The following is a 20475-nucleotide window of genomic DNA, read 5'->3' as shown; positions in this document are numbered from 1 at the left end:
GCTGGAACCCGCCCGGCGGGCGCGAGTCTACAATAAAAATTACGAACCATTTGCAGGCGGGGCGGGCGATGGGTGTCAGCAAGATCCGGCGAGGCGGTGTTGCCGTGGCGTTGAGCATGGTGCTGTTGGCTTGCCAGGGTGTGCCTTTGCTCGCGGCGTCGGTGCAGCAGCTTGAGCAGACCGTGTCCGGCTCGGGTCTGGTCGGCTCTCAATTTACGCTCAAGCGCGACAAGGCCAAGCTCAACATCCAATCTGAGCAAATTTTTCCTAACCGCGACGAACTGAAGCTCGCCTTGATCCAACTGGCGAGTTTGCTCGAAGGCGCCGACCCCGCCATCAAAACCGTCACCTTGCGCGCCTATCTGCTGGGCAGCCCGACGCCGCTCGAAGGTTCGATCGCCCCGAGTGCGGCCACCCAACTGCAGCGCTCGGGTGACCCCGAGATGCTCGAAAAAATCCGCCTCGCCTCGGTCGCTGTCCCGGCGGGCAAAAAACCGGGCAAGCTCATCGCCGCTTCCAAACCCACCTCCGAGGAGCCGGGCGGTATCCCGGTGCTGGGAGATCCGATCGATCCGCCCGCGGGTAAGGGCAATCTGCCGGTCTTGGGTGAGCCGCTCTACCCCGGCCAGGCGGTGGCCGACCCGGCCACCGGCGGCGGACCTTCCGACAGCGAGCGGCCCTTTCGCACCGGCGTGAGCGTACTGCGCGCCGGTAGCCCGATCCCGGTGCTCCTGGAGCGCGAGGTCGTGGTCGAAGGCGAATCGCCTGTGCCCATCCAGGCGGTGGTGTTGCAGGACATCCTCAGCGACGACGGCGAGCTGATGATCCCCGGCGGCAGCCAGGTGCGCGGTACGGTCGAACCCACCCCGAGCGGCGCGCGCCTGACGCTGCGCGAACTCTATGTCAACGACCGCCAGTACACGATCCGGGCGGTCTCCCAGGTCTATCCTTCGCAAACCAGCCGCTCCGGCGGCAACCAGGGCACCGGCATGATGATTGGCGGCGTCGCCGGGGGGGTGGGCGGCTCGCTTTTGGGCCGTTCTGTCGACCGCAGGTGGGGCGGTCTGTGGGGTGGCCTGTTGGGCGGTTTGCTCGGTTCATTTTTGGGCGGTTCGATGTCCCAGCCCCAAACCCGCACTACTGTTGCCATTCCGGCGGGTACTGCCAATCCGCAGTTGCTTGAAGATTTGACGATTGGCAATAACTGAGGCAGGTTCCAGGTATCAGGCTTGAAATACCTGACCGACACTAAAACTCCACCCGCGACGGGCGTTCGTTGCTGCTTGGATCTTCGAGCACCAGGTGGGCAAATTCGATGTCGTCGTAATCGGGGGTGCTGTCCACCGGAAAGCGCATGCTTCCCCCAAAACCGAACAGGCCGCCCAGCATGCCGCCGAAGCCCCGGCTGCTCATCACCGCCCCACCCCGGTTGCCGCCCACTGGATGGGTCTCCAGGCGCAGTTCGTTGTTGCCGCGTACCAAAAGCCAGCGGGGAATGGTGACCGGGAGGTTGTCGCCGTTGACGAAGATCTGTTTGATCAGGCTGCCGTTGAGGTAGACGCGCAATCCGTCGCTGGAGGTACCGTACAGGGGCAGCTGCGATTGGCCGGCTGCTACCGATTCGGGGGTGTCGAGGCCGATCAGCGAGCCGATGCGCAGGATCATGTCGCGCTGGGGGAGGCGATCGAGGGCGAAGGTTTTGGTGTAACTGCGGCCCTGGGCGGGTTGGCGAAATTCGGCGTAGTTGGCCGAACCGGGGCCGAAACTGTTGTCGCCCAGGTGCACCAGGCCGTCGTCGACCACCTGCAGCCGAGGGCTCAAGCGTTCGAGCTTGAGCTGAAAGCCGCCGCCGCCCCGCGAGGCCATCGCCGTCGGAGCATAGTTGGAGGCCTTGGCCGTCAAAATCTTGCCGGCGCTCGATTTGGGCAGTTGAAAGCGACCCTGGGAATCGGTGCGCACGGTCACCCCTTCGTCCGGGAGCGACACTTCGACACCCGCAAGCGGCCTGCCGGTGGTCTTATCCACCACCACGCCGCTGTCGGCGCTATTGAGATCGATAGACGCACCCGAGGTATCGGGGGGAGCAGTCCTCTGGTTTTTAGCCGCACTCGCACTGCGACCGGCGGGAGCAGGAGCGACCGCGAGTCCCGAAAGACGCCTGTCGAGCATCTCGCGATCGGTGGCGGTGATCTTGCCGTCGCCGTCGGCGTCGGCGGCTTTGATCTGCTCGTCCTGCAGCAGCAGCGAGCCTTCCAGGTACTCGTCGATGAGGCGGATGTCGCCCGCATCGACGCGGCCGTCGCCGTTGACGTCGCCACTTTCGGCCCAGGCCGGAGCGGCTGCAAGCAAGGCAAGACCAACCAAACACAGAACGCGGATCATGGGGGTGATAAACCTAGGGTCTATCAGCAATGGACGTGGCGTCGGGCTTTCAGGGTTCCCGGCGCTCCAGCGCCTTGCCGCTCGGATCAACAATCACCAGATGGGTGAACTCGATATCGTCATAGTCTAGCGAATCGGGGGATAGGGCCATGTCTCCCAGGCCCAGCCCGCGCATCTTGCCCAGGAAGCTGTCGGGTTCGATGACTACGCCGCTGCGGTTGATGAGCGCCGCCTCGAGGGCGATCTCGTTGGCGCCCGGGCGCAACAGTTGCCGCGGCAGAGCAATGGCGATGTCGTCGCCGCCCAGGAGCAGTTCGCCGATGATCCGGCCGTTGAGGCGCACTTTTACCCCGCCCGCCCGCTGCTCGCGACGGCCGGCGGCCGGTAGATTCGATTGACCGGCGGCGATCGATTCTTCGGTGTCGATGCCGATGAGCGAGCCGATGCGCAGTTGCAGATCCTGGCCGGGAAGACGGCCGAGCGCAAAGGTGCGGGTGTAGCGGGTGCCGGCGGCAGGGGCCTGGAATTGCCGCGCTCCTGCCGAGCGGCGGTCGTAATTGTTGTCTCCCAGATGCACCAGTTCGTCGTCGAGCACCTGCACGCGCGGGTTAAGGCGCTCCAGCTGCAGCTGAAAACCCCGCTGGCCGCGGGTAGTCACCGACGAAGGCACGTAGTTTTCGGCGCGGGCCGAGAGGATTTTGCCGGAGGCAGTGCCAGGTAAGCGAAAGCGGCCTTGCGCGTCTGTACGCACGGTGATCTTTTCGTCCGGCAGCGACACTTCGACGCCTGCGAGCGGCCTGCCGGTCGCTTTGTCCACCACCACACCGCCGTCGGCACTGGTCAGATCCACCTGACCCCGACTCGCGCTGCGGCCAGGCGCCGCGGACCCCGCCGCAAGACCCGAAACGCGCCTATCGAGCATCTCGCGGTCGGTGGCGGTGATCTGCCCGTCGCCGTCGGCGTCGGCGGCTTTGATCTGCTCGTCCTGCAACAGCCGTGTACCGCCTAAATACTCGTCGATGAGCCGGATATCGCCCGCATCGACGCGGCCGTCACCGTTGACATCACCGCTCGCCGCCCGGGCCGCGGCTCCCGCCGTCCAGACGCCCAGGCAAACAAATAAAAATACAATTCGGCGCACGGGGCACCTCCCGAGTTCAGGGACCGGGCGGCGACGGCTTTTTACCGAGTTCGCCCTCCAGCTTGCCGTCGACGAGCGATCCGGTCGGATCGACGATCACTAGATGGGCAAATTCTATATCATCCAGATCGAAGCTGCTGCGGGTCGCCGTGCCGTACAGGCCGGTGACGGGCTTGGATATAGATATATTGTTCTGATCGTAAGGATCGACGCTCAGCATCAGCCGGTTGGTGCCGCGCTGCAACAGCCAGCGGGGCAGTTTGACTTCGAGGTCGTCGCCGTTGAGGACCAGCCGCTCGATGGCCGAGCCGTTGAGGAAGATGCGCAGGCCGCCTCTGGGCAGGATGCGGTCGGTGAGGCCCGACTGGCCCGCCGCCACCGATTCGGGCGTGTCGAGGCCGATCAGCGAGCCGATGCGCAGCGTCAGATCCTCGCGCGGAAAGCTCGTCAGTTCGAAGGTTTTCTCGAACCGGCCGCCGATGCTGCGCAGGTTGAATTGCAAAGCCCCTGCCGAATTGGGATCAAAGTCGTCGTTGCCCAGATGGTAGAGGTTGTCGTCGACCACCATCAACTGGGGGTTCAACTGTTCGAGCAACAGCCGGTAGCCGCCGCTGCCGCCGCGGGCGAGGGTGATCGACTGGGGTGCGTAGCTGGAAGCTTTGGCGGTGAGGATCTTGCCCGCCGGGGCGCGGGCGAGCTTGAAACGGCCCTGGGCGTCGGTGCGCACGGTGATCCCTTCGTCGGGCAGCGAGACTTCCACACCGGCGAGCGGTTTGCCGGTGGCCTTGTCGAGCACGACGCCGCCGCTGACGCTCTGCAATTCCAGTTGGCTTGCCGGACCGGATTTGACGGTAATGCCTTCGAGCCGCCGCTTGAGCAGGTCGCGGTCGTTGCGGGTCACCTTACCGTCGCCGTCGGCGTCGGCGGCTTTGATCTGATCGTTTTGCAACAGCAGATCGCCGCGCAGGTACTGCTCGACGATACGTATATCGAGATCGTCCACGCGACCGTCGCTGTTGACGTCGCCGCTGGCAGCAGGCAGGCTCTGGGCCAAAAGTAACAGGCTGGCGGCAGTAATGAAGAGGACTTGGCTTCGGTGGCGCACGCGCATTGCTTCAATCTCGCCGCATTATAACGGTTGACCCCTCCGGCAAAACGGCCTAAAAGGCGCCACGATTGAACAAACAGAAAGCCCTGCCACCCACGCCATTGTGGGCGCAGCTAGGTTTTTGGGCGGGATGGGTGCAAGCCCTGCCGCAAAGGCAAGGGCGGTGCGGGGTCGCGCCCGCATATGAGGTTCCAGTAGGCCCAGGAACGAGCATCGAACACACCCGGCGGTGTATTGTCGAGGACTTCACAGTACTCGTTCAGCCCCACAGTGCCCTGCAGTGCCCGTAAGTCCTCGGGCGTACCGTAAGTCATGACGTGCGCCAGAAAATGCAATGGCTCCCCCAAGGCCTCGGCTGGGGGCTTGAACCACACCACGCGCTCAGCGACCGCCAGCAATTCCGGTGTCTGTGGCAATGGTTTCATCGCCTAAACTCCTGATTCGGTCGTTCGATATAGGGGGTCAGTACTGGCAATTGGTTTACATTGACCGCCGTGACTGCTGCACTGAGCCGCGCCCGGACTGCGGCGGGTAAGGTGGGCAGATCGTCGAAGTAGCTCAGCGCCTTGAGTGCTATCAGCGGGTTGAAGCTGCGCCCATACACGACCGCACCGGCTGCCAGTGCTGTTGGCAGGTCAATTCCGTGCTGCAGCAGAGCGTCGATATCAAGATAATCCTTGATTTCCGCTCGCTTTTGCACCACGGCCACTTTGGTACCGGCAATATCCAGCAGCGAAGCTACCTGCAGCGGCATCGCCTGCACTTGCTCGTGCAGTGCTACCTGACCCAGGCCGAGGCCGCCGAAAAAGGACACCAGCACCGGGCCGCCGCGCTCGACGCGGCAGGTCAGCGTGTTGGGGGCAAGCTGAACCCGTTCCGCGCCCTTAAGATAGGGCAGCGCGTAAGCGAGCTGATCGGGATCGAAGGGGACATTGCAGAAAAAATCGAAATCGACCGATGTGCGATGCCCCAGGTGCAGCGCGAGTGCTGTGCCTCCGTAGAGCGCGAAGGCTTCTGGCGTGGCGCCCAGCTCCGGCCACAAGGAGCGTTGTGGCGGGGGCAGCATAGCTAGATTGGGGATGAAGACCCGGCTTTGGTGGCGCACGCGCATCGCTTCAATCTCGCCGCATTATAACGGTTGACCCCTCCGGCAAAATGGCCCTAGCGGCACCCTTTTTCGCCCAGCTGATCGAGGCAGCGCTTGCGCTCGGCGGCGCTGAGATCTTCCCAGCGCACGTCGCGGCGGAAGACGGCGCCGGTGGGTCCGCTGAGCATCCGGGGCAGCCGGGCGATGTCAAAGACTTTGAGGGTTTCCATGTCGTAGGTGGTGTAAGTCGTTGCGAGAGTGGCCATGTCGATGTCGATGACTGTGAGCGGGTGCCAGGGCCGGAGGTTGCCGTCGATAAGCGGGCGGGGACCGGAACCCAGGGCACCGGCGTGGAGCAGTTGCAGTTGCCCCCGGTAGGCGGGGTAGTAGGAGTGGTGGTGGCCGCTGATGTAGGTGTGCACGCGGTAGCGCTCCAATAGCATCCGCAGTTTCTCGGCATTATCAAGAATTTCGCCCGGTTCGTCGCGGCCTACCGCCACCGCGTACAAAGGCAGATGGCCGATGGCGACGCGCAACTTCGCGTTCTGGGCGGGGGCGCTTGCCAGGGCTTTTTCGGCCCAGGCCAGTTGCTCGGCCGGGATGCGGGCGCAGGAGGCGTCCCAGACCAGATAGAAAATATCGTTGGCGGCGAAGGTGTAGTAGAACGGAAATTCGCCCCGGTCGATAAAGGCGAGCCCCGAGTCGTGGGCGGGGTCGCGCCAGTAGCCCGCGGTGACGTCGCGCTCCAGTTTGTAGAGATAGTTGCCCCGGATGGCCCGCTCGCAGGAGGCGTCGTGGTTGCCGACGGTGAAGCCGAAGGGCAGGCGTGCCTTGCGCAGCGGTGCACCGATGAGCCGGTCGTAGGCGGCCCACATCGCAAGCAGCCGCTCGCGCTTGAGCGACGGCGACTGTCCCGCCACCAGGTCGCCCCCGCACAGCACGATGTCGGGCTTCCAGCCCGGGATCAGGGCGATCGCGCGGGTGACCTGCGGTTCGTACTCCACCGAGCCGTAGTAGCTGTTCAGGTCGCTAATCACCACCAGCCGCACATCGCCCCGCGGCGGGGCAAACATGCCCTGGGGGCCGACAGGCCGGGGGAGGGCGGCCTGGGCGTTGTCGGCACCGGGGGTGGTAGTAGGTCGAGCTCCTCCGGCGGGCCACAGCCTGGCCGCAGCGACGCCCACGCCCACCGCCCCCAGACTGAATCCCCCCAACAGCAGCAATCGACGCCGTACAATACTCATTGCGATTCCCTGTTCCCGCAAGAGAATAGCAGTATTGGCGCCCGTCCGGCCAGGTGCGATCCGACCGATGGGGATATGGCAGAATGACGTCATTGCAGTGGACATCACAAACGCATCGGCCTTGAATTTTTCTAAGAATCTCCAGCGCTGGTTCAGTGAATTCCGTATCCAGACCCGTCTGCTCGCGGCGGCGGCGCTGATTATTTCGCTGGTGCTGGCAAGCTTTACTTTCTGGGCGCTTAATTACATCCAGGAGGACGCCCGCCGCAGCGACCAGCGCTTTGGCGAAGCGGTGGGCAATTTGCTCGCCGCCACCGCCGCCCCGCTCATCGCCCTCGATCAATACCCCCAACTGGGCGAATTTACCGAAGAATTCCTGGCCAGCAACGCCGACAACATCCTCTATGTCCTTTACGCCGATTCCAAAGGCGACATTCTCTACGGCAGTCCCTTCAATACCAACGACACCCGGGCCAACGCCCCCGTACCCGCCCTCATCCGCCACATCGAACTGCCGCCGGTGCTTCCGGCCAAGCGCCAGCACCGCACCCCCCGGGGTCTGGTGACCGATATTTTTGTGCCCATCGAGTACGGCGAGCGCCAACTGGGCGTCGTGCTGGTGGGCATCAACCCGGAGGCCAACCTGGTGAGCCGCTCCGACCTGACGCGCGATGTGACCGTCGCCGTGTTCGTCCTGGTCTGGATCATCGCCATTCTGGGTTCGGTCTTCAACGCGCTCACGATCACCCAGCCGCTCAAAGAGTTGGTGCAGGGGGTACAGCGCATCGCCCAGGGCAACTTCAAGCAGCGGGTCACCCTGGCTTACCCGGGAGAAATCGGTGAACTGATCACCAGCTTCAACCTGATGGCCCAGCGCCTGCAAAGCTACGAAGAACAAAATATCGAAGAGATCACCGCCGAGAAGGCCAAGCTCGAAACGTTCATCGCCACGATCGCCGACGGCGGCATCCTGCTCGATTCGTCGCTGCGCATCCTGCTGGTCAACCCGGCGATGCTGCGCATCTTTGGGTGGGGATCCAGGGTGGTGGGCAAGAACATCCTGGATCTGTTGCCGGTGGGCATGCGCGCCGAGGTGGAGGAGCCCCTCGACTCCGTCTCGCGCAACATCCTGGAGCAGGCCGAGTGCCGGGTCGTCCTGGACAAGCGCACGCTGCGGGTGCTCATCTCGCCGGTGCTCGCCCCCCGGGGCGACAACCTGCTCAAGGGCGTGGTGCTCACGGTTCAGGATCTCTCCAAAGAAGCCGAACTCAACCAGGCCAAAAGCCAGTTCATCAGCAACGTCTCCCACGAGTTGCGCACGCCGCTTTCGAGCATCAAGTCCTACATCGAGACGGTGTACGAGTTTGGCGACAGCCTGGATGATTCGACCAAGAACGAATTTCTCAAAACCGCCAATCAGGAGACCGACCGGTTGACGCGCCTGGTCAACGACGTACTGGATCTTTCGCGCCTGGAATCGGGCCGCGAGTATCACTTTGAGCCGGTGGACCTCGTCCAGCCCATCGAGCAGACCCTGCGTACCCACCGCCTCACCGCCCGCGACCGCGAGATTGAACTGGTGAGCGACATCGCCACCGACCTGCCGCTGGTCCTGGGCAATTACGACCTGCTGCAGCAGGTCTTCTCCAACCTGGTCGGAAACGCCCTCAAATTTACCGAGCCGGGGGGGCGGGTCACCCTCTCGGCCCGCCGCACCGACGACCCGGCCAAAGTGCGCGTCGCCGTCACCGACACCGGCATCGGCATCTCCGAGGAGGACCAGCGCCGCATTTTCGAGCGCTTCTTTCGGGTCGAAAACCGGGTGCACACCCTGGAGGGCACGGGCCTGGGGCTTTCGATCGTCGACAATATCGTCAAGAAGCACAACGCCCAGGTCCACATCGAAAGCGAAGTGGGCCAAGGTTCGACCTTCTGGTTCGACGTCGAAGCCTACATGGAAACCTGCGAGTGGCCCCGACGCGAGCAGGAAGAAGTGATCTGAGCACCTTTTGGCGAACGTCCCTTCCCTACTGAATCTATAAGCTTTGCAAAGGAGCGGGCAGGTAGGGGATGGCTTCCGAATCACTGCAGGGTTTTGCGATCGGCCGGGTGGTGGGCGGGCGCTATCGCCTCCTCGGCCGGCTCGACGGCGGCAGCATGGGCAGCGTCTACGAGGCGGCCGACACCAAACTGGCGGGCAAGGTGGTGGCCCTCAAGGTGATGCACCGCAGCCTCGCGGGCGACACCGAGGTGGTGAAGCTTTTGCGCCAGCGCTTCGAGGAGGAGGCGCGCCTCAGCGCCATTCTAGGGAGCCACCCGCGCATCATCCAGGTGACCGACTACGGCGTCGAAGGCCCCCAACCCTATCTGGTGATGGAATTACTCAAAGGCCGCAGCCTCAAGGAAGTGCTTGCCCAGGGACCGATGCCCCCCGGCCGGGCGGTGCGCCTGGCGGTGCAGTTGTGCGACGGTCTGCAGCACGCCCACGCCGCCCAGGCCACCGTCGAGGGCCGCACGATCCGGGGGATCATCCACCGCGACATCAAACCGGGCAACCTCTTTTTGATCGAGGACGAATCGCTGGGCGAGACGGTCAAGATCCTCGATTTCGGCATCGCCAAGGCCAACAGCGACATCTCTCTAGCCCTCGGCACCCAGGCGGGCTTCGTGGGCACCTCCGGTTACGCGAGCCCCGAGCAGTTGCGCGGCGAAGCGCTCGATGCGCGCTCCGACATCTACTCGCTGGGGGTGGTACTGTACCAGATGCTCACCGGCCAGATGCCCCTCAAGCCGAAAACCGAAACTTTCGCAGGCTGGTACCATGCCCACAACTACACCACCCCCACCGGCTTTCAGGCCCACCGGCTCCCCTACATGCTTCCGCCTGCCCTGGCGGCAGTGGTCCTCTCCTGCCTCGAAAAAGATCCCGCCAACCGGCCCCAGAGCATGCAGATGCTCGGGATGCAGTTGCAGTGGGCGATGGGCTGGTTTCCCAGGGAGGAAACTTCCCAACCGCTGCTGCCTAGAGATGTGTTTATCGGCGGTGCGATTGCACTACTGGCTCTGGTTGGTTTTTTGTTCCTGCTCAGCTGAATGGCCCGGTTTTATGACAGCGCAAGGAGCCGTTCAGGCGCGCTGCTGTCGACCCTGCCGAATCGCGTCGTATACTGATAGGCATGGCATTGGTGTCATGGCGTTTCGCTTCTGCAGTGCTTTTGGGTATGGTTCCGCTCGCTGGATGCTCAGGTCCTCCGGGTAAGCGAACCGAAGCGAACATTCAACTTTCCGATTGCCGATTGGCAGCGCCTGCTCAAGCGGAGCGGGTCGAAGCGCGTTGCGGGCGGCTTGGGGTCTACGAGGATCGCGCGGCGCGCTCCGGGCGGCAGATCGCTTTGCATTTGGCAGTCTTGCCCGCCACCGGGCGGCAAGTCGACTCTGATCCGCTGTTCATGCTCGCGGGCGGCCCCGGTCAGGCGGCCACCGAAGCGTTCGTGCCGCTCATCAAAGCCTTCGAGCGCGTCAACCGCAGGCGGGACATCGTGCTGATAGACCAGCGCGGCACGGGCCGATCCAACCCCCTCGACTGCCCGATCGATCCGAATACCGCGACACCCGAGCGGGCACTGGCAAGCGCGGCCGATTGCGCAAAGTCACTCCAGGCAAATCTAAAGCTCTACACGACCGCCATCGCCGCGGATGACCTCGACGCAGTCCGCTCCGCCTTAGGCTATGGGCGCATCAATCTTTACGGCGGCTCCTACGGCACCCGCCTGGCGCTGGCCTACCTGCGCCGGCACCCCGAGCGCGTGCGCACGGCGGTCCTCGACGGCGTCAATCCGCCCGACACCAGCCTGGGGGAAACGGTCGCAGCCGATGCCCAGCGCGTCCTGGAGATAGCCTTTGCCCGCTGCCGGGCCGACAACGCCTGCAACAAAGCGTTCCCGAGCCTAGGCAGCAAATTTAAAGCCCTACTGGCACGTCTGGACCGGGAGCCGCTCACCGTCACCGTCGCCGACCCGACCAGCGGCCTGCCCCGCTCGGTAAAGCTCGACAGGACGGTTCTGGCCCTCACTATCCAGTCGCTAAGCTACGCCCCGGAGACAGTGAGTCTGCTGCCGCTATTGATTCACACGGCCCACCAAAGCGGCGACTGGCGGCCCTTGGCGGCCCAGTTGCAACTGACGGTGGGCAACATCGGCGATCAGGTGAGCCTCGGGATGCGCCTCTCGGTGCTGTGCGCCGAGGACATTCCATTTATTAGCAGCAAGGAGGCGGGTCGTACCTACCTGGGAAATGCCTGGGTGCAGGCCCTGCGCGAGACGTGCAGCGTCTGGCCCCGGGGGGCGATCCCGGCCGATTTTAAACGGCCTGTCACCTCCAATGTTCCGGTGCTCTTGCTCTCGGGCGAGGCGGACCCTATCACCCCACCGCGCAACGCCGAGCGCGCCCGGCGCACCCTGCCGAACGCCCTCGCCCTGGTGGTGCCGGGTGCGGGCCACATCACCGCGTTTCGCGGCTGCACCCCTCGGATCGTGGCGGATTTTCTGGCGGCGGGCCGTGCGCGCGGTCTGGATACCGCCTGCTTGAAAAAAAACCGGGCGCTCCCTTTTTTTGTCGATCCGAGCGGACCGGAGGCTTGAAGCGTGTGATCGAAGCGCGGGAGATTTATAAATCGTTCGGCGCGGTGGCGGCGGTGCGGGGGGTGAGCTTTACCGCCCCCGACGGGCAGATAACCGGGCTATTGGGACCCAACGGGGCGGGCAAGACGACGCTGCTGCGCATCCTCGCCACGGTTTTCAAACCTGACGGCGGCAGTGCCCTGGTGGATGGATTCGCTGCAGCAAGTTCCCCACGCGAAGTGCAAAGCCGCATCGGCGTGCTGCCGGATAACCGTGGTCTTTATGCGCGCCTGACGGCCCGCGAAAATGTCCGCTACTACGGCCGGCTGCACGGGCTCAAAGGCGACGCTCTCGAAGGGCGCATCGACGAGTTGGCCGGGTTGCTGGAGATGGGCGAATTTATCGAGCGGCGCACCGAGGGCTTCTCCCAGGGCCAGCGCCTCAAAGTCGCCATCGCCCGCGCCCTGGTCCATGCCCCCGGCAACCTGCTGCTCGACGAGCCCACCAACGGCCTCGATGTGATGAGCACCCGTGCCCTGCGCCAGATCCTGCGCCGGTTGCGCGACGAGGGTTGCTGCGTGCTGTTTTCAAGCCACGTCATGCAGGAAATTGCCTCTCTGTGCGATCGGATCGTGATCATCGCCGACGGAGCGGTTGCCGCGGAGGGCACCGCGGAGCAACTGCTCGCCGCCACCGGCAAAGCGAGCCTCGAAGACGCCTTCGTGGCTGTGATCGGCAGCGAAGAAGGCTTGTTGTTATGAAACCATCTGCCCGCCGGCAAGATGCGCTCGATCGCATCGGTGTCGTTTTCTGCAAAGAGGTGATCGACAACCTGCGCGACCGGCGCACGCTGCTCACGGCACTGCTCACTCCCCTGACCGGCCCGCTGATCCTGGCGGCAACGGTGATCTTGGCTGGACAGGTGATTTCCCAGGAGGCGGAGAAGCCCGTTACCCTACCGGTGGCCGGAACCCAAAATGCACCGCAGCTGGTGGCGTTTCTAGAAAGCCAGCCGGGGGTCGAAGTGCGGCCCCTGGTCGCCGTAGACGAAGCGCAGGTGCGCAGTGGTCAGTACGACTTTGCCCTGGTGATCCCACCCGAATTCGGCCGCGAGTGGCGTGCCGGCCGACCGGCCGCGGTGCGTCTGATCGTCGATACGGGGCGCCGGCAGACCAGCGGCGCCCTGGCACGGGTGCGCGCGCTCCTAGCCGCCTACAGCCGCCAGATTGCTTCGCTGCGGCTTTTGGCCCGGGGGATCAACCCGGCCATCCAGCAGGCGGTGGCAGTCGAGAGCGTCGATGTGGCCTCCTCCGAGGGACGGGCGGCTTTTATCCTCGGACTGATGCCTTTTTACCTGATGTTCGCGGCCTTTATCGGCGGCTTCTACGTGGCTATCGACACCACCACCGGCGAGCGCGAACGCGGTTCGCTTGAACCACTGGTGATCAACCCCGTCGCCCGCTGGGAGCTGATTGTCGGCAAACTGGCGGCCACGCTGCTGTTTGCGCTGGTGGTGGTGGCCGAAACGCTCGTCGGACTGGCGGCGGTGCTCGCGGTTGTCCCCCTCGAGCAGTTCGGATTGCGCTACAGCTTCAACCCGTCGATGTTTGTGGGTCTATTTTTGCTCTGCCTGCCGGTGGTGCTGTTGGCGGGAGCGGTCCTCACGATCCTCGCCTCCTACGCCCGCAGCTTCAAAGAGGCCCAGAATTATCTGACGCCGATCATTTTGGTACCGACGTTCCCCAGTTTGCTGGTGGCCCTGCTGCCGCTCAAAGCGGAAGGATGGGCGGCATTTGTGCCCATCTACAGCCAGTTGCTGTTGATGAGCCAGATTATCAAAGGCGAGGCGGTGAACGGGGGGTTCGCCGCCGTCTCTTCGCTGTTTACCCTGGTAGTGGGTGGGGTGCTTGTCTGGCTTGCCACGCGCATCTTCGACCGCGAGTCGGTGGTTTGAAAAGTGTCGGGTGTCGGAGCGCGCTCTGACACCCGACACCTGAATTTACCGGTAGCTGGGAGGGCGCAGATTGACCAGTTCCTCGGGCGAAGCGAGCATGTCGATGGCCACGAAGAAGATCTCGCCCTTCGGATTGAGGGCGAAGCGCCAGGCGATATTCATCGCCACGTTGACGCCGAACCACGGGGTCTGGACTTTGCCGGTCACCTTGAGCTTTTTGGAGCCGTCCGGCAGCACTTCGGTGATGCCTTCGATCGGCTTCATCGTGAGCCCCTGGGCCTCCTCGCGCATGTAGGCGGCAATCGCCTCGCGGCCGACGATCGGCTTTTGAAAGGGCGGCTGCAGGGCGCCCTCGGGCTCGAACAGGGCGACAGCCGCCTCGAAGTTGTCGCTGTTCATCGCCTCGAAGTACCTGAGGGGCGTCGGGTCATCCACCCCTTTGACATCGATGCGCTCGGTGGAAACGGGCTCGGTGCGCTCGAACTGGAAATCCTCCGCCTCCGGAGCCTCATCGGGAACGACCGACGGGTCGAAGCCCATGTTGAGCACGATGTCGCGCAGTACCTGGATCTGCTGGCCGCCGTCCAGGTTTTTGATGCTCTCGAACAACAGCTGCGCGTCGGTGGACATTTGGTAGTTGGCCGGGATGGGGGCAACAGTCCCCTGGGCCATCCACTCGGCCAGCTGGTACCAAAATCCCAGTTTGGTGTTGACGCTGAAGTAGCCGTAGGAGCGGCTGATGGGTGTGTCGGCCCGGCGGGCAAGGTCGAACATCACCCGCGTCTGCTCGGCGGGGGGCATCTGCTTGATCTGGTCGAGCATGCCTTCGACTAGGGCCATGCTCGCCGCACCCAGGGCGGCACGGGTGATCGTGCGCCCGGTCTCGGTGTAAGCGTACCAGAGCAACGCGAGCCGATCTTCAAGGCTGAGCCGGTTGAAATCGGCCAGGATGCCCGGAATGGGGCTGGGCTTGCCGGTCTCGGCAAATATCGCCTGGGCCGATTCAAGGGTAAACGCCATGGAAGAACCTCCGGAGTGATTCGGGATTGAAGTTGCAATATCTAGACAGAGCGCACCAAAACAAAGGAGGACAGCCGGCAACGGCTGCTCCTGCAGCTAAACAGGGGAGCGAAAAAAAAGATGCATGCCCGACAAGGGGCTGCTCGCTCGGGAGAGGCGCACAACCGCACCTGTCATCATCGTATAACCACTCTTGCGCGGAGCAGCCAGAAGATGCGGAATTTTTCTTTGCTTTACTTTACAAAACTTCGTTAAAATCGGCCTTGATTCCACTTCGGTTGACAGTTTTGCCTATTAATGTTAAGTTTTGTGTAGAAACATTTAAGACTGCTTAGCAAAGGACGCGCCATGCTGCTGTACTTGAGCTTGATCGGTGTAGGATTTGCCGCCTGTGTTGTAATCGGTTCGGTGGCCTGGTATGCCTCCAAGCGGCCGGTAGGCTGGGAAGGTGCCGAGACGCCGGGTTGGGTCAAAAAGCTCGGAGCCGACAAGCTGCGCACGCAGGGCTAAGCACCTCAAATTGGCCGTACGTTGGAGCCTGCACGCATGCGTGCAGGCTCCTTTGGCGTTGCGCGGGCACTGTCCTCAGTCGATGTAGCGGTCGATGGCCTGATTGAGCGCCTGGATTTCTTCGTGCGCACCCCCGTTTTCGACCGCGTGCACGACGCAGTCGCTCAGGTGTTCTTTCAAAACGAGTTTGGCCACCTGATTGAGGGCGGCGCGCACCGCCGAGATCTGCACCAGCACGTCCGGGCAGGGCCGATCCTCGCGCACCATGTTTCCGATGCCCCGCACGTGGCCCTCAATGCGCGCCAGTCGGTCGAGCAGCACCTTGGTGTGAACGGGATCGTGGGTGTGGGTAGTGCCCGTCGGGCTGGTGGGCAGGCTTGGACGTACTTCGGAGGCCATAGTCGTCGGATGTCTTCCCGTTCAACGTATGCCATAACTGTTCTCCCGGCAACATGCTCGAAGCGCGACTCAGTGAATTGCGCAGAAAATCTGCGAGTAATCTGCACAGCGATTGGCTTTTTCACCCTTGTTCAAAAAGGTGAAAACTGGAACGATTTTTGTAGCACATTTCACTTTTTCCCGGAAGATCGACTATGCTGCGCAACCTTCCTGCAATCGTCCCTCTGGCTGTACTGGCGCTGAATCTGGCCCCAGCCTCCCCCGTCGCCGCCCAGGCGAATGTCGCGTTCGGCTCCACCCGCGTCGTGACCAACGACATTATTGGAGGTGCGCCCGGCACCCCCCGCAATGTCACGATCACCAACAACGGCAATGCCGCTTTGAACCTCTCCGGTCTGACGCTCACTGGCGTCAGCGGCGGCGAGGAGACCCAGTTTCAGCTCACTCCCGCTCAACCCCTGCCGCTCGTATTGACACCCGGGGCCTCGACCACCGTGGGGGTCGTCTTCAACCCGACGGTGGCCGGGCCGGTGATCGCCCGGCTGGGTTTGACCAGCGATGCCGCCAACAACGCTTCGGTTTCCGTCTCGCTGCAGGGTCTGGGTACCCTAGGTATCGGCACCGGCAAAGAGCCGTCGCTGCAGTGGGTCCTCGACACTTATTTGATTCCCGTCAACGTCGGGGATACCAATCCGGCCACCGATGCACTGCCAGCCACGGTGCCGCTGGGTGAAGAAATCAGCCCGCCGCAGTTTCGCAAGGCCAGTTCTTCCCCGGTCACCGTCGAGGCGCTCGCGGTATTCAGCGGTCAGGGTGCCCCCGGCTATGTGGTGAGCCTCGGCTACTACACCGCCGGCAACCCCAACGCCAAGACCCAGCTGTTTACCGTACCCAACGCAAACTACCAATCGCTCGCCCCGGCCACCACCGGCACCTTGAGCTTCGATCCGGGAAACAACAGCTTCGGTCTCTACTCAGTCTGGCCGTTTCTTTCTAATCGGACGGTCTACAGCGAAGAGCGTCTGAACACGTTTTCAGGGGCTATCCCGCACCAGACGCGCATCTACCCTCTCAAAAAATCCGACGGCACGCGCGAGCCGAACGCTTATGTGGTGTCTATCGAGGAGACTACTATCAACTTCGACTTTCAAGACCTCGTCTTGATCGTGCGCAATGTCAAACCCGTGCCCCCAGGTGATTTCTACGGCAACGTCGGCAAGTCGGACATTCTTTTGCGCAACCCGGTGACGGGGGAAAATACCGTCTGGCAGATGAACGACGCGGCTTTTCTGGAGGCTTTCCCTGTCGCACCTGTTGGTGATGCCAACTGGGAAATCGTCGGTACCCCCGATTTGAACTTCGACGGCAAAGTGGATATCCTCTGGCGCAACAAAGCCACCGGCGCCAATAGCGTCTGGCTGATGAACGGCACCGCCTTCGTCTCCTCCGTAGTCCTGGCGTCGGTGGGCGATCTGAACTGGCAGATAGCCGGGACGGGCGATTTGAACTTCGACGGCAAAGTGGATATCCTCTGGCGCAACAAAGTCACCGGTGCCAACAGCGTCTGGCTGATGAACGGCAGCGCCTTCGTCTCCTCCGTAGCCCTGCCGGCGGTGGCGGACCTGGGCTGGCAAATTGTCGGAGCGGGCGATTTTACCGGCGACAGTCGGCCGGACATTCTCTGGCGCAACCAGACCACCGGCGCCAACACCGTCTGGAGGATGAGCGGCACCACCTTTGGGGCCGCCGTGGCCATTGCCTCAGTGAGCGATCCGGGTTGGCTGATCGGCGGGGTGGGAGACTACAACTCCGACAACAAACCGGACATTCTCTGGCACAACCAGACCACCGGCGTCAACAGCATCTGGAGGATGAACGGGACGACGCTGAGTTCTTCGGTGGCAATCCCTGCCCTGGAGGATCTCAACTGGCAGATCCGCGGCCCCCGCTAGCGCTGGGACGGGGCCACTTGGGTGGCCCCGTCCCCTTGTGGACCTTGCCAACGGGCACTAATCCTGGAAGACTGCCCATAGAACGGGTAACATTTCTTGGAATCGGCCTGTGCATTTAATCAAATCGGTTCGGCTCGCTGCGATTGCCCTGGCATGGGCGGGGGGATCTGCGCTTTGCTGGAACGGGCCGCTGAGGGCAGAGCCGATTGTCAACGCCACCCCCGCCCAACTGGTCGTCAACGACGTGTTGGGCGGGACTGCAAGCACCCCTCAAACTGTGACGATCGCCAACGGCGGTTCGACCGGCTTGAGCATCCAGAGTCTTACCATCGTCACCATCGACGGTACCCCCGGTCAATTTCAGATTGCTTCACAGCCGACGCTGCCTGCGACGGTCGCACCCGGCACCTCCGTGAGCGTCGGGATCGTCTTTAACCCGACGGCGGCCGGACCGGCCATTGCCCGCCTCGACATTGCCACCGATGCCCCGGCCACTCCCACGGCCTCGATGTCGCTGCAGGGCCTGGGCACCAAAGGCATCGGCGGCAACCTCGAACCCTCGCTGCAGTGGATTTTCGATACGTACTTGATCGCGGTCGATGTAGGCGACCCAGACCCCGCCGAGACCGATCTGGCGGGGTCGGTCCCCCTGGGTGGGGAAATGAGTATTCAGCGCTTTCTCAAAGCCGGTTCGGGACCGGTCACCGTCGAGCCTTTGGCGGTCTTTGCTCCCCAAAGCAACTCGGGGCTCGTCTTTCGCGTCGGGCATCATCCGTCGGGCAACCCGGCCGCCAAAAGCGAACTGTTCACCGTCGCCGACGCCAACCACCAAACCCTTGCCCCGCCGGTGACGGGCAAGCGCGAGTTCGATCCGGGAGTGGGAAGTTTTGGCTTTTATGCCATTTTGCCCTTCCAGGGCAACCGCGAAGTCTTCCTCGAGGACGGGTTGAACACGTTCACCGACGCCCTGCCGCACCATATGCGGGTCTATCCCCTCAAAAAAAGCGACGGCACCGTCGAACTCAACGCCTTTGTCGTAGCGCTCGAAGGGATCACCACCAGTTTTGACTTTCAAGATCTCGTCTTTGTCGTGCGCAACGCCAGGCCGATTCCCCCCGCCCATTTCAGCGGCGGCGGCTTGTCGAATCTCCTCTGGCGCAACGGCCAGACGGGCGCCAACACCCTCTGGACAGTGCAGAGCGACACCCTCGGTTCTGCGGCCTCCTTTAGCGCACAAGCGATTGCTCTGCCTGCGGTCGGCGACCCGAACTGGAAGATTGTCGGCACCGGCGACTTCAATTTCGATACCAAGGCGGACATCCTCTGGCGCAACACCGCCACGGGTGCCAACACCGTCTGGCTGATGAACGGCACCGTCCTCGCTTCGACGGTCGCTTTGCCTGCGGTAGGGGATTTGGGCTGGCACATTGGCGGCACGGGCGATTTTGATTTCGACGGCAGTGCGGATATTCTCTGGCGCAACCACTCGACTGGTGCCAACACCGTCTGGTTGATGAATCGCACGACCTTCATCGCCTCGGTGCCCCTGCCGGCGGTGGGGGATCTCGCCTGGCAGATCGGCGGCACCGGCGATTTTGATTTCGACGGGCGCACCGACGTTCTCTGGCGCAATACCGTCACGGGGGTCAACAGCCTCTGGCTGATGGATCAGACCACTCTGAAAAACACCGCCGCACTGCCGGCCGTGGGGCTTGATTGGCAAATCGGCGGGGTGGGCGACTACGATGCCGACAACCGTCCCGATATTCTCTGGCGCAACACCGCCACCGGCGCCAACGCCGTCTGGTTGATGAACGATACGGTCCTGGGCGTCTCCGCCACCCTGCCTCCAGTCGCCGACTCAAAATGGCAAATCCGCGGACCGCGCTAGCAGCAGGTCAGCCCGGTCTTCAAAAACTATCCTGGCCGGTTTTGACCTGCAGGCGATCGATGCCCGCTTTGATCCAGGCGAGGCACTGCGTCTCTGAGGCAAACAGCTTCGGGGCGGCAATATTGTCGAGGCCGCCCGGCAGATAGTGATCGTAAAAAATCCTGTCCCCGATCCGGCAGACGACAATTAGGTTGTCGCAGTAAACGTAGCGCCGCGCAAAATGATCGTCGGCGATCGGCGTATCGCCGTGGCGGTCGAGGTGCTCATGGGCGATCTCGACAATGCCCGTAAGGGTGGACGAGTAAAGACCGGCGGGATTTTCGGTGCGGTGCCAGCGACTGCGATAGGCGAGGGCAGAAAGCAACCAGTACGAATAAATCTCCTTACCGACCATGGCACCGTAGCGAAACGGCACGATCAAAAAGCCCCGGTGCGAGACCGAATTTTCGTACAGCAGACGTTTCACGGGCGTTCCACCTGCAGGAGAGCAACCGGTGTGGATTCAGTCTACCAGTGGGTCCATCCTTCAGATCAGCAATGCTGTACTGCGTGTCCGGGCGGGGTGCGGCGGGGCTGCCGGCCCGGATCGCCGTGGGCTGCCTGCCAGTACTTGAAGTGAATACTCACCCATTGATGTCTTTTTGCAAGCTTTTCTGTGGCGTCGGGTATGGGCATTTAAGCTGATGTCAGCGACTTATCCCATTACCTTTCTGTAACATTCTGCAGAAATACGGCCATGCCACAACAACTGCTCAGCCGAGCGACGTTGGGGGAGCGCAGACCTCAGATGGTTTACCTTGCTGCTCACCGCGATTGGCCCCTGAGCGTCGGCACGACCTCGCAGGTTGTGCCCCGTACGGGTATTGCTGTGGTTCAGACCGACTCCTGGGCGCTGACGGTCTGGCTCATCGAGGCTATCAACGCCATCTTGGACGGCAAAGATTTTCACACCCGCCGTCCCCCCGGCAAGATCCAGCGCAGCGGCCGCTTCGAGGTCATTGAGGGCAATTTGTTCGTCTGGGGTTGGCCGTGGAGCTGGAGCCGCAGCAGTATTCAGGTGGCCCGGCACGTGCCCACCGCCCTCGGCGAAAAGCTGAACCTCCTGTGCGGCGCGACTGCCGCCCGAAGCGCCGAATATCCCGGCTGATGGGCGTCCGTTCTGTGCACC

At 62.9% G+C, this 20475-nt stretch carries 19 protein-coding genes; 10 read left to right on the top strand and 9 right to left on the bottom strand.

Annotated elements, in window-relative coordinates; all coding sequences use genetic code 11:
• Window positions 1-68 precede the first annotated feature (68 nt).
• Window positions 69-1208, top strand: a complete 1140-nt coding sequence (locus GLL_RS00310; protein ID WP_011140065.1) for a glycine zipper 2TM domain-containing protein — start codon at window positions 69-71, stop codon at window positions 1206-1208.
• A gap of 40 nt (window positions 1209-1248) precedes the next feature.
• Here the strand turns inward: GLL_RS00310 and GLL_RS00305 are convergent, their stop codons facing one another.
• The 6 genes from GLL_RS00305 to GLL_RS00280 all read right to left on the bottom strand — a co-directional run bounded on the left by GLL_RS00305 (window position 1249) and on the right by GLL_RS00280 (window position 6962).
• Window positions 1249-2382, bottom strand: coding sequence for a dockerin type I domain-containing protein (locus tag GLL_RS00305; protein ID WP_011140064.1), 1134 nt, complete (start codon window positions 2380-2382; stop codon window positions 1249-1251).
• Between the two features lie 49 nt (window positions 2383-2431).
• Window positions 2432-3523, bottom strand: coding sequence for a dockerin type I domain-containing protein (locus tag GLL_RS00300; RefSeq protein ID WP_011140063.1), 1092 nt, complete (start codon window positions 3521-3523; stop codon window positions 2432-2434).
• Window positions 3524-3539: 16 nt separating this feature from the next.
• The gene (locus GLL_RS00295; RefSeq protein WP_231848295.1) at window positions 3540-4628 is read right to left on the bottom strand and encodes a dockerin type I domain-containing protein; all 1089 of its coding nucleotides are present in this window, start codon (window positions 4626-4628) and stop codon (window positions 3540-3542) included.
• Window positions 4629-4744: 116 nt separating this feature from the next.
• Window positions 4745-5056 (bottom strand): hypothetical protein, encoded by a 312-nt coding sequence (locus tag GLL_RS00290; RefSeq protein ID WP_164928420.1) that lies wholly within the window; start codon window positions 5054-5056, stop codon window positions 4745-4747.
• Window positions 5053-5742, bottom strand: coding sequence for a nucleotidyl transferase AbiEii/AbiGii toxin family protein (locus tag GLL_RS00285; RefSeq protein WP_011140061.1), 690 nt, complete (start codon window positions 5740-5742; stop codon window positions 5053-5055). The genes GLL_RS00290 and GLL_RS00285 overlap by 4 nt, the downstream gene beginning before the upstream one ends.
• A 50-nt stretch (window positions 5743-5792) precedes the next feature.
• Window positions 5793-6962 (bottom strand): metallophosphoesterase family protein, encoded by a 1170-nt coding sequence (locus GLL_RS00280; protein WP_011140060.1) that lies wholly within the window; start codon window positions 6960-6962, stop codon window positions 5793-5795.
• A gap of 67 nt (window positions 6963-7029) precedes the next feature.
• Here GLL_RS00280 and GLL_RS00275 point away from each other — a divergent pair, with 67 nt between their 5' ends.
• The 5 genes from GLL_RS00275 to GLL_RS00255 all read left to right on the top strand — a co-directional run bounded on the left by GLL_RS00275 (window position 7030) and on the right by GLL_RS00255 (window position 13535).
• The gene (locus GLL_RS00275; protein WP_011140059.1) at window positions 7030-8964 is read left to right on the top strand and encodes a HAMP domain-containing sensor histidine kinase; all 1935 of its coding nucleotides are present in this window, start codon (window positions 7030-7032) and stop codon (window positions 8962-8964) included.
• Window positions 8965-9032: 68 nt separating this feature from the next.
• Window positions 9033-10055 (top strand): serine/threonine-protein kinase, encoded by a 1023-nt coding sequence (locus tag GLL_RS00270; RefSeq protein WP_011140058.1) that lies wholly within the window; start codon window positions 9033-9035, stop codon window positions 10053-10055.
• A gap of 203 nt (window positions 10056-10258) precedes the next feature.
• Window positions 10259-11602 carry an alpha/beta fold hydrolase gene (locus tag GLL_RS00265; RefSeq protein ID WP_164928419.1) on the top strand — a complete coding sequence of 448 codons (1344 nt, stop codon included), beginning with the start codon at window positions 10259-10261 and terminating at the stop codon, window positions 11600-11602.
• Between the two features lie 5 nt (window positions 11603-11607).
• On the top strand, window positions 11608-12342 hold the full coding sequence (locus GLL_RS00260; protein ID WP_011140056.1) for an ABC transporter ATP-binding protein: 735 nt from the start codon (window positions 11608-11610) through the stop codon (window positions 12340-12342).
• A complete protein-coding gene (locus GLL_RS00255; RefSeq protein WP_011140055.1) occupies window positions 12339-13535 on the top strand; it encodes an ABC transporter permease in 1197 nt (398 codons plus the stop codon). Before GLL_RS00260 ends, GLL_RS00255 begins: the two co-directional genes overlap by 4 nt.
• 45 nt (window positions 13536-13580) lie before the next feature.
• On the opposite strand, the gene GLL_RS00250 is transcribed toward GLL_RS00255, so the two are convergent.
• A complete protein-coding gene (locus GLL_RS00250) occupies window positions 13581-14555 on the bottom strand; it encodes an orange carotenoid protein N-terminal domain-containing protein (protein ID WP_011140054.1) in 975 nt (324 codons plus the stop codon).
• 348 nt (window positions 14556-14903) lie between these two features.
• Here GLL_RS00250 and psb35 point away from each other — a divergent pair, with 348 nt between their 5' ends.
• Window positions 14904-15065, top strand: a complete 162-nt coding sequence (gene psb35 / locus GLL_RS22810; RefSeq protein WP_011140053.1) for a photosystem II assembly protein Psb35 — start codon at window positions 14904-14906, stop codon at window positions 15063-15065.
• Between the two features lie 75 nt (window positions 15066-15140).
• Here psb35 and GLL_RS00245 read toward each other — a convergent pair whose 3' ends face one another.
• Window positions 15141-15464 (bottom strand): metal-sensing transcriptional repressor, encoded by a 324-nt coding sequence (locus GLL_RS00245; protein ID WP_011140052.1) that lies wholly within the window; start codon window positions 15462-15464, stop codon window positions 15141-15143.
• A 194-nt stretch (window positions 15465-15658) separates the two neighbouring features.
• Between GLL_RS00245 and GLL_RS00240 the strand changes: the two genes are divergently transcribed.
• Both GLL_RS00240 and GLL_RS00235 read left to right on the top strand, forming a co-directional pair.
• Entirely contained in the window at window positions 15659-17416 is a 1758-nt protein-coding gene (locus GLL_RS00240; protein WP_011140051.1) for an FG-GAP-like repeat-containing protein, read from the top strand.
• A gap of 109 nt (window positions 17417-17525) precedes the next feature.
• The gene (locus GLL_RS00235) at window positions 17526-19307 is read left to right on the top strand and encodes an FG-GAP-like repeat-containing protein (protein ID WP_011140050.1); all 1782 of its coding nucleotides are present in this window, start codon (window positions 17526-17528) and stop codon (window positions 19305-19307) included.
• A 19-nt stretch (window positions 19308-19326) separates the two neighbouring features.
• Here the strand turns inward: GLL_RS00235 and GLL_RS00230 are convergent, their stop codons facing one another.
• A complete protein-coding gene (locus GLL_RS00230) occupies window positions 19327-19773 on the bottom strand; it encodes a hypothetical protein (protein WP_011140049.1) in 447 nt (148 codons plus the stop codon).
• Between the two features lie 270 nt (window positions 19774-20043).
• Here GLL_RS00230 and GLL_RS00225 point away from each other — a divergent pair, with 270 nt between their 5' ends.
• Window positions 20044-20454, top strand: a complete 411-nt coding sequence (locus GLL_RS00225; protein ID WP_011140048.1) for a hypothetical protein — start codon at window positions 20044-20046, stop codon at window positions 20452-20454.
• Window positions 20455-20475 lie beyond the last annotated feature (21 nt).

This window comes from Gloeobacter violaceus PCC 7421, assembly GCF_000011385.1.
Classification (GTDB): domain Bacteria; phylum Cyanobacteriota; class Cyanobacteriia; order Gloeobacterales; family Gloeobacteraceae; genus Gloeobacter; species Gloeobacter violaceus.
Note: the sequence above shows the minus strand (reverse complement) of the source record. Positions and strands in the feature narration are given on the sequence as shown.

Coding starts and splice junctions, on each gene's coding strand:
- GLL_RS00310 (WP_011140065.1), top strand. CDS start 69: ATGGGTGTCAGCAAGATCCGGCGAGGCGGTGTTGCCGTGGCGTTGAGC.
- GLL_RS00305 (WP_011140064.1), bottom strand. CDS start 2,382: ATGATCCGCGTTCTGTGTTTGGTTGGTCTTGCCTTGCTTGCAGCCGCT.
- GLL_RS00290 (WP_164928420.1), bottom strand. CDS start 5,056: ATGAAACCATTGCCACAGACACCGGAATTGCTGGCGGTCGCTGAGCGC.
- GLL_RS00285 (WP_011140061.1), bottom strand. CDS start 5,742: ATGCGCGTGCGCCACCAAAGCCGGGTCTTCATCCCCAATCTAGCTATG.
- GLL_RS00280 (WP_011140060.1), bottom strand. CDS start 6,962: ATGAGTATTGTACGGCGTCGATTGCTGCTGTTGGGGGGATTCAGTCTG.
- GLL_RS00275 (WP_011140059.1), top strand. CDS start 7,030: ATGGGGATATGGCAGAATGACGTCATTGCAGTGGACATCACAAACGCA.
- GLL_RS00270 (WP_011140058.1), top strand. CDS start 9,033: ATGGCTTCCGAATCACTGCAGGGTTTTGCGATCGGCCGGGTGGTGGGC.
- GLL_RS00255 (WP_011140055.1), top strand. CDS start 12,339: ATGAAACCATCTGCCCGCCGGCAAGATGCGCTCGATCGCATCGGTGTC.
- GLL_RS00250 (WP_011140054.1), bottom strand. CDS start 14,555: ATGGCGTTTACCCTTGAATCGGCCCAGGCGATATTTGCCGAGACCGGC.
- psb35 (WP_011140053.1), top strand. CDS start 14,904: ATGCTGCTGTACTTGAGCTTGATCGGTGTAGGATTTGCCGCCTGTGTT.
- GLL_RS00245 (WP_011140052.1), bottom strand. CDS start 15,464: ATGGCCTCCGAAGTACGTCCAAGCCTGCCCACCAGCCCGACGGGCACT.
- GLL_RS00240 (WP_011140051.1), top strand. CDS start 15,659: ATGCTGCGCAACCTTCCTGCAATCGTCCCTCTGGCTGTACTGGCGCTG.
- GLL_RS00225 (WP_011140048.1), top strand. CDS start 20,044: ATGCCACAACAACTGCTCAGCCGAGCGACGTTGGGGGAGCGCAGACCT.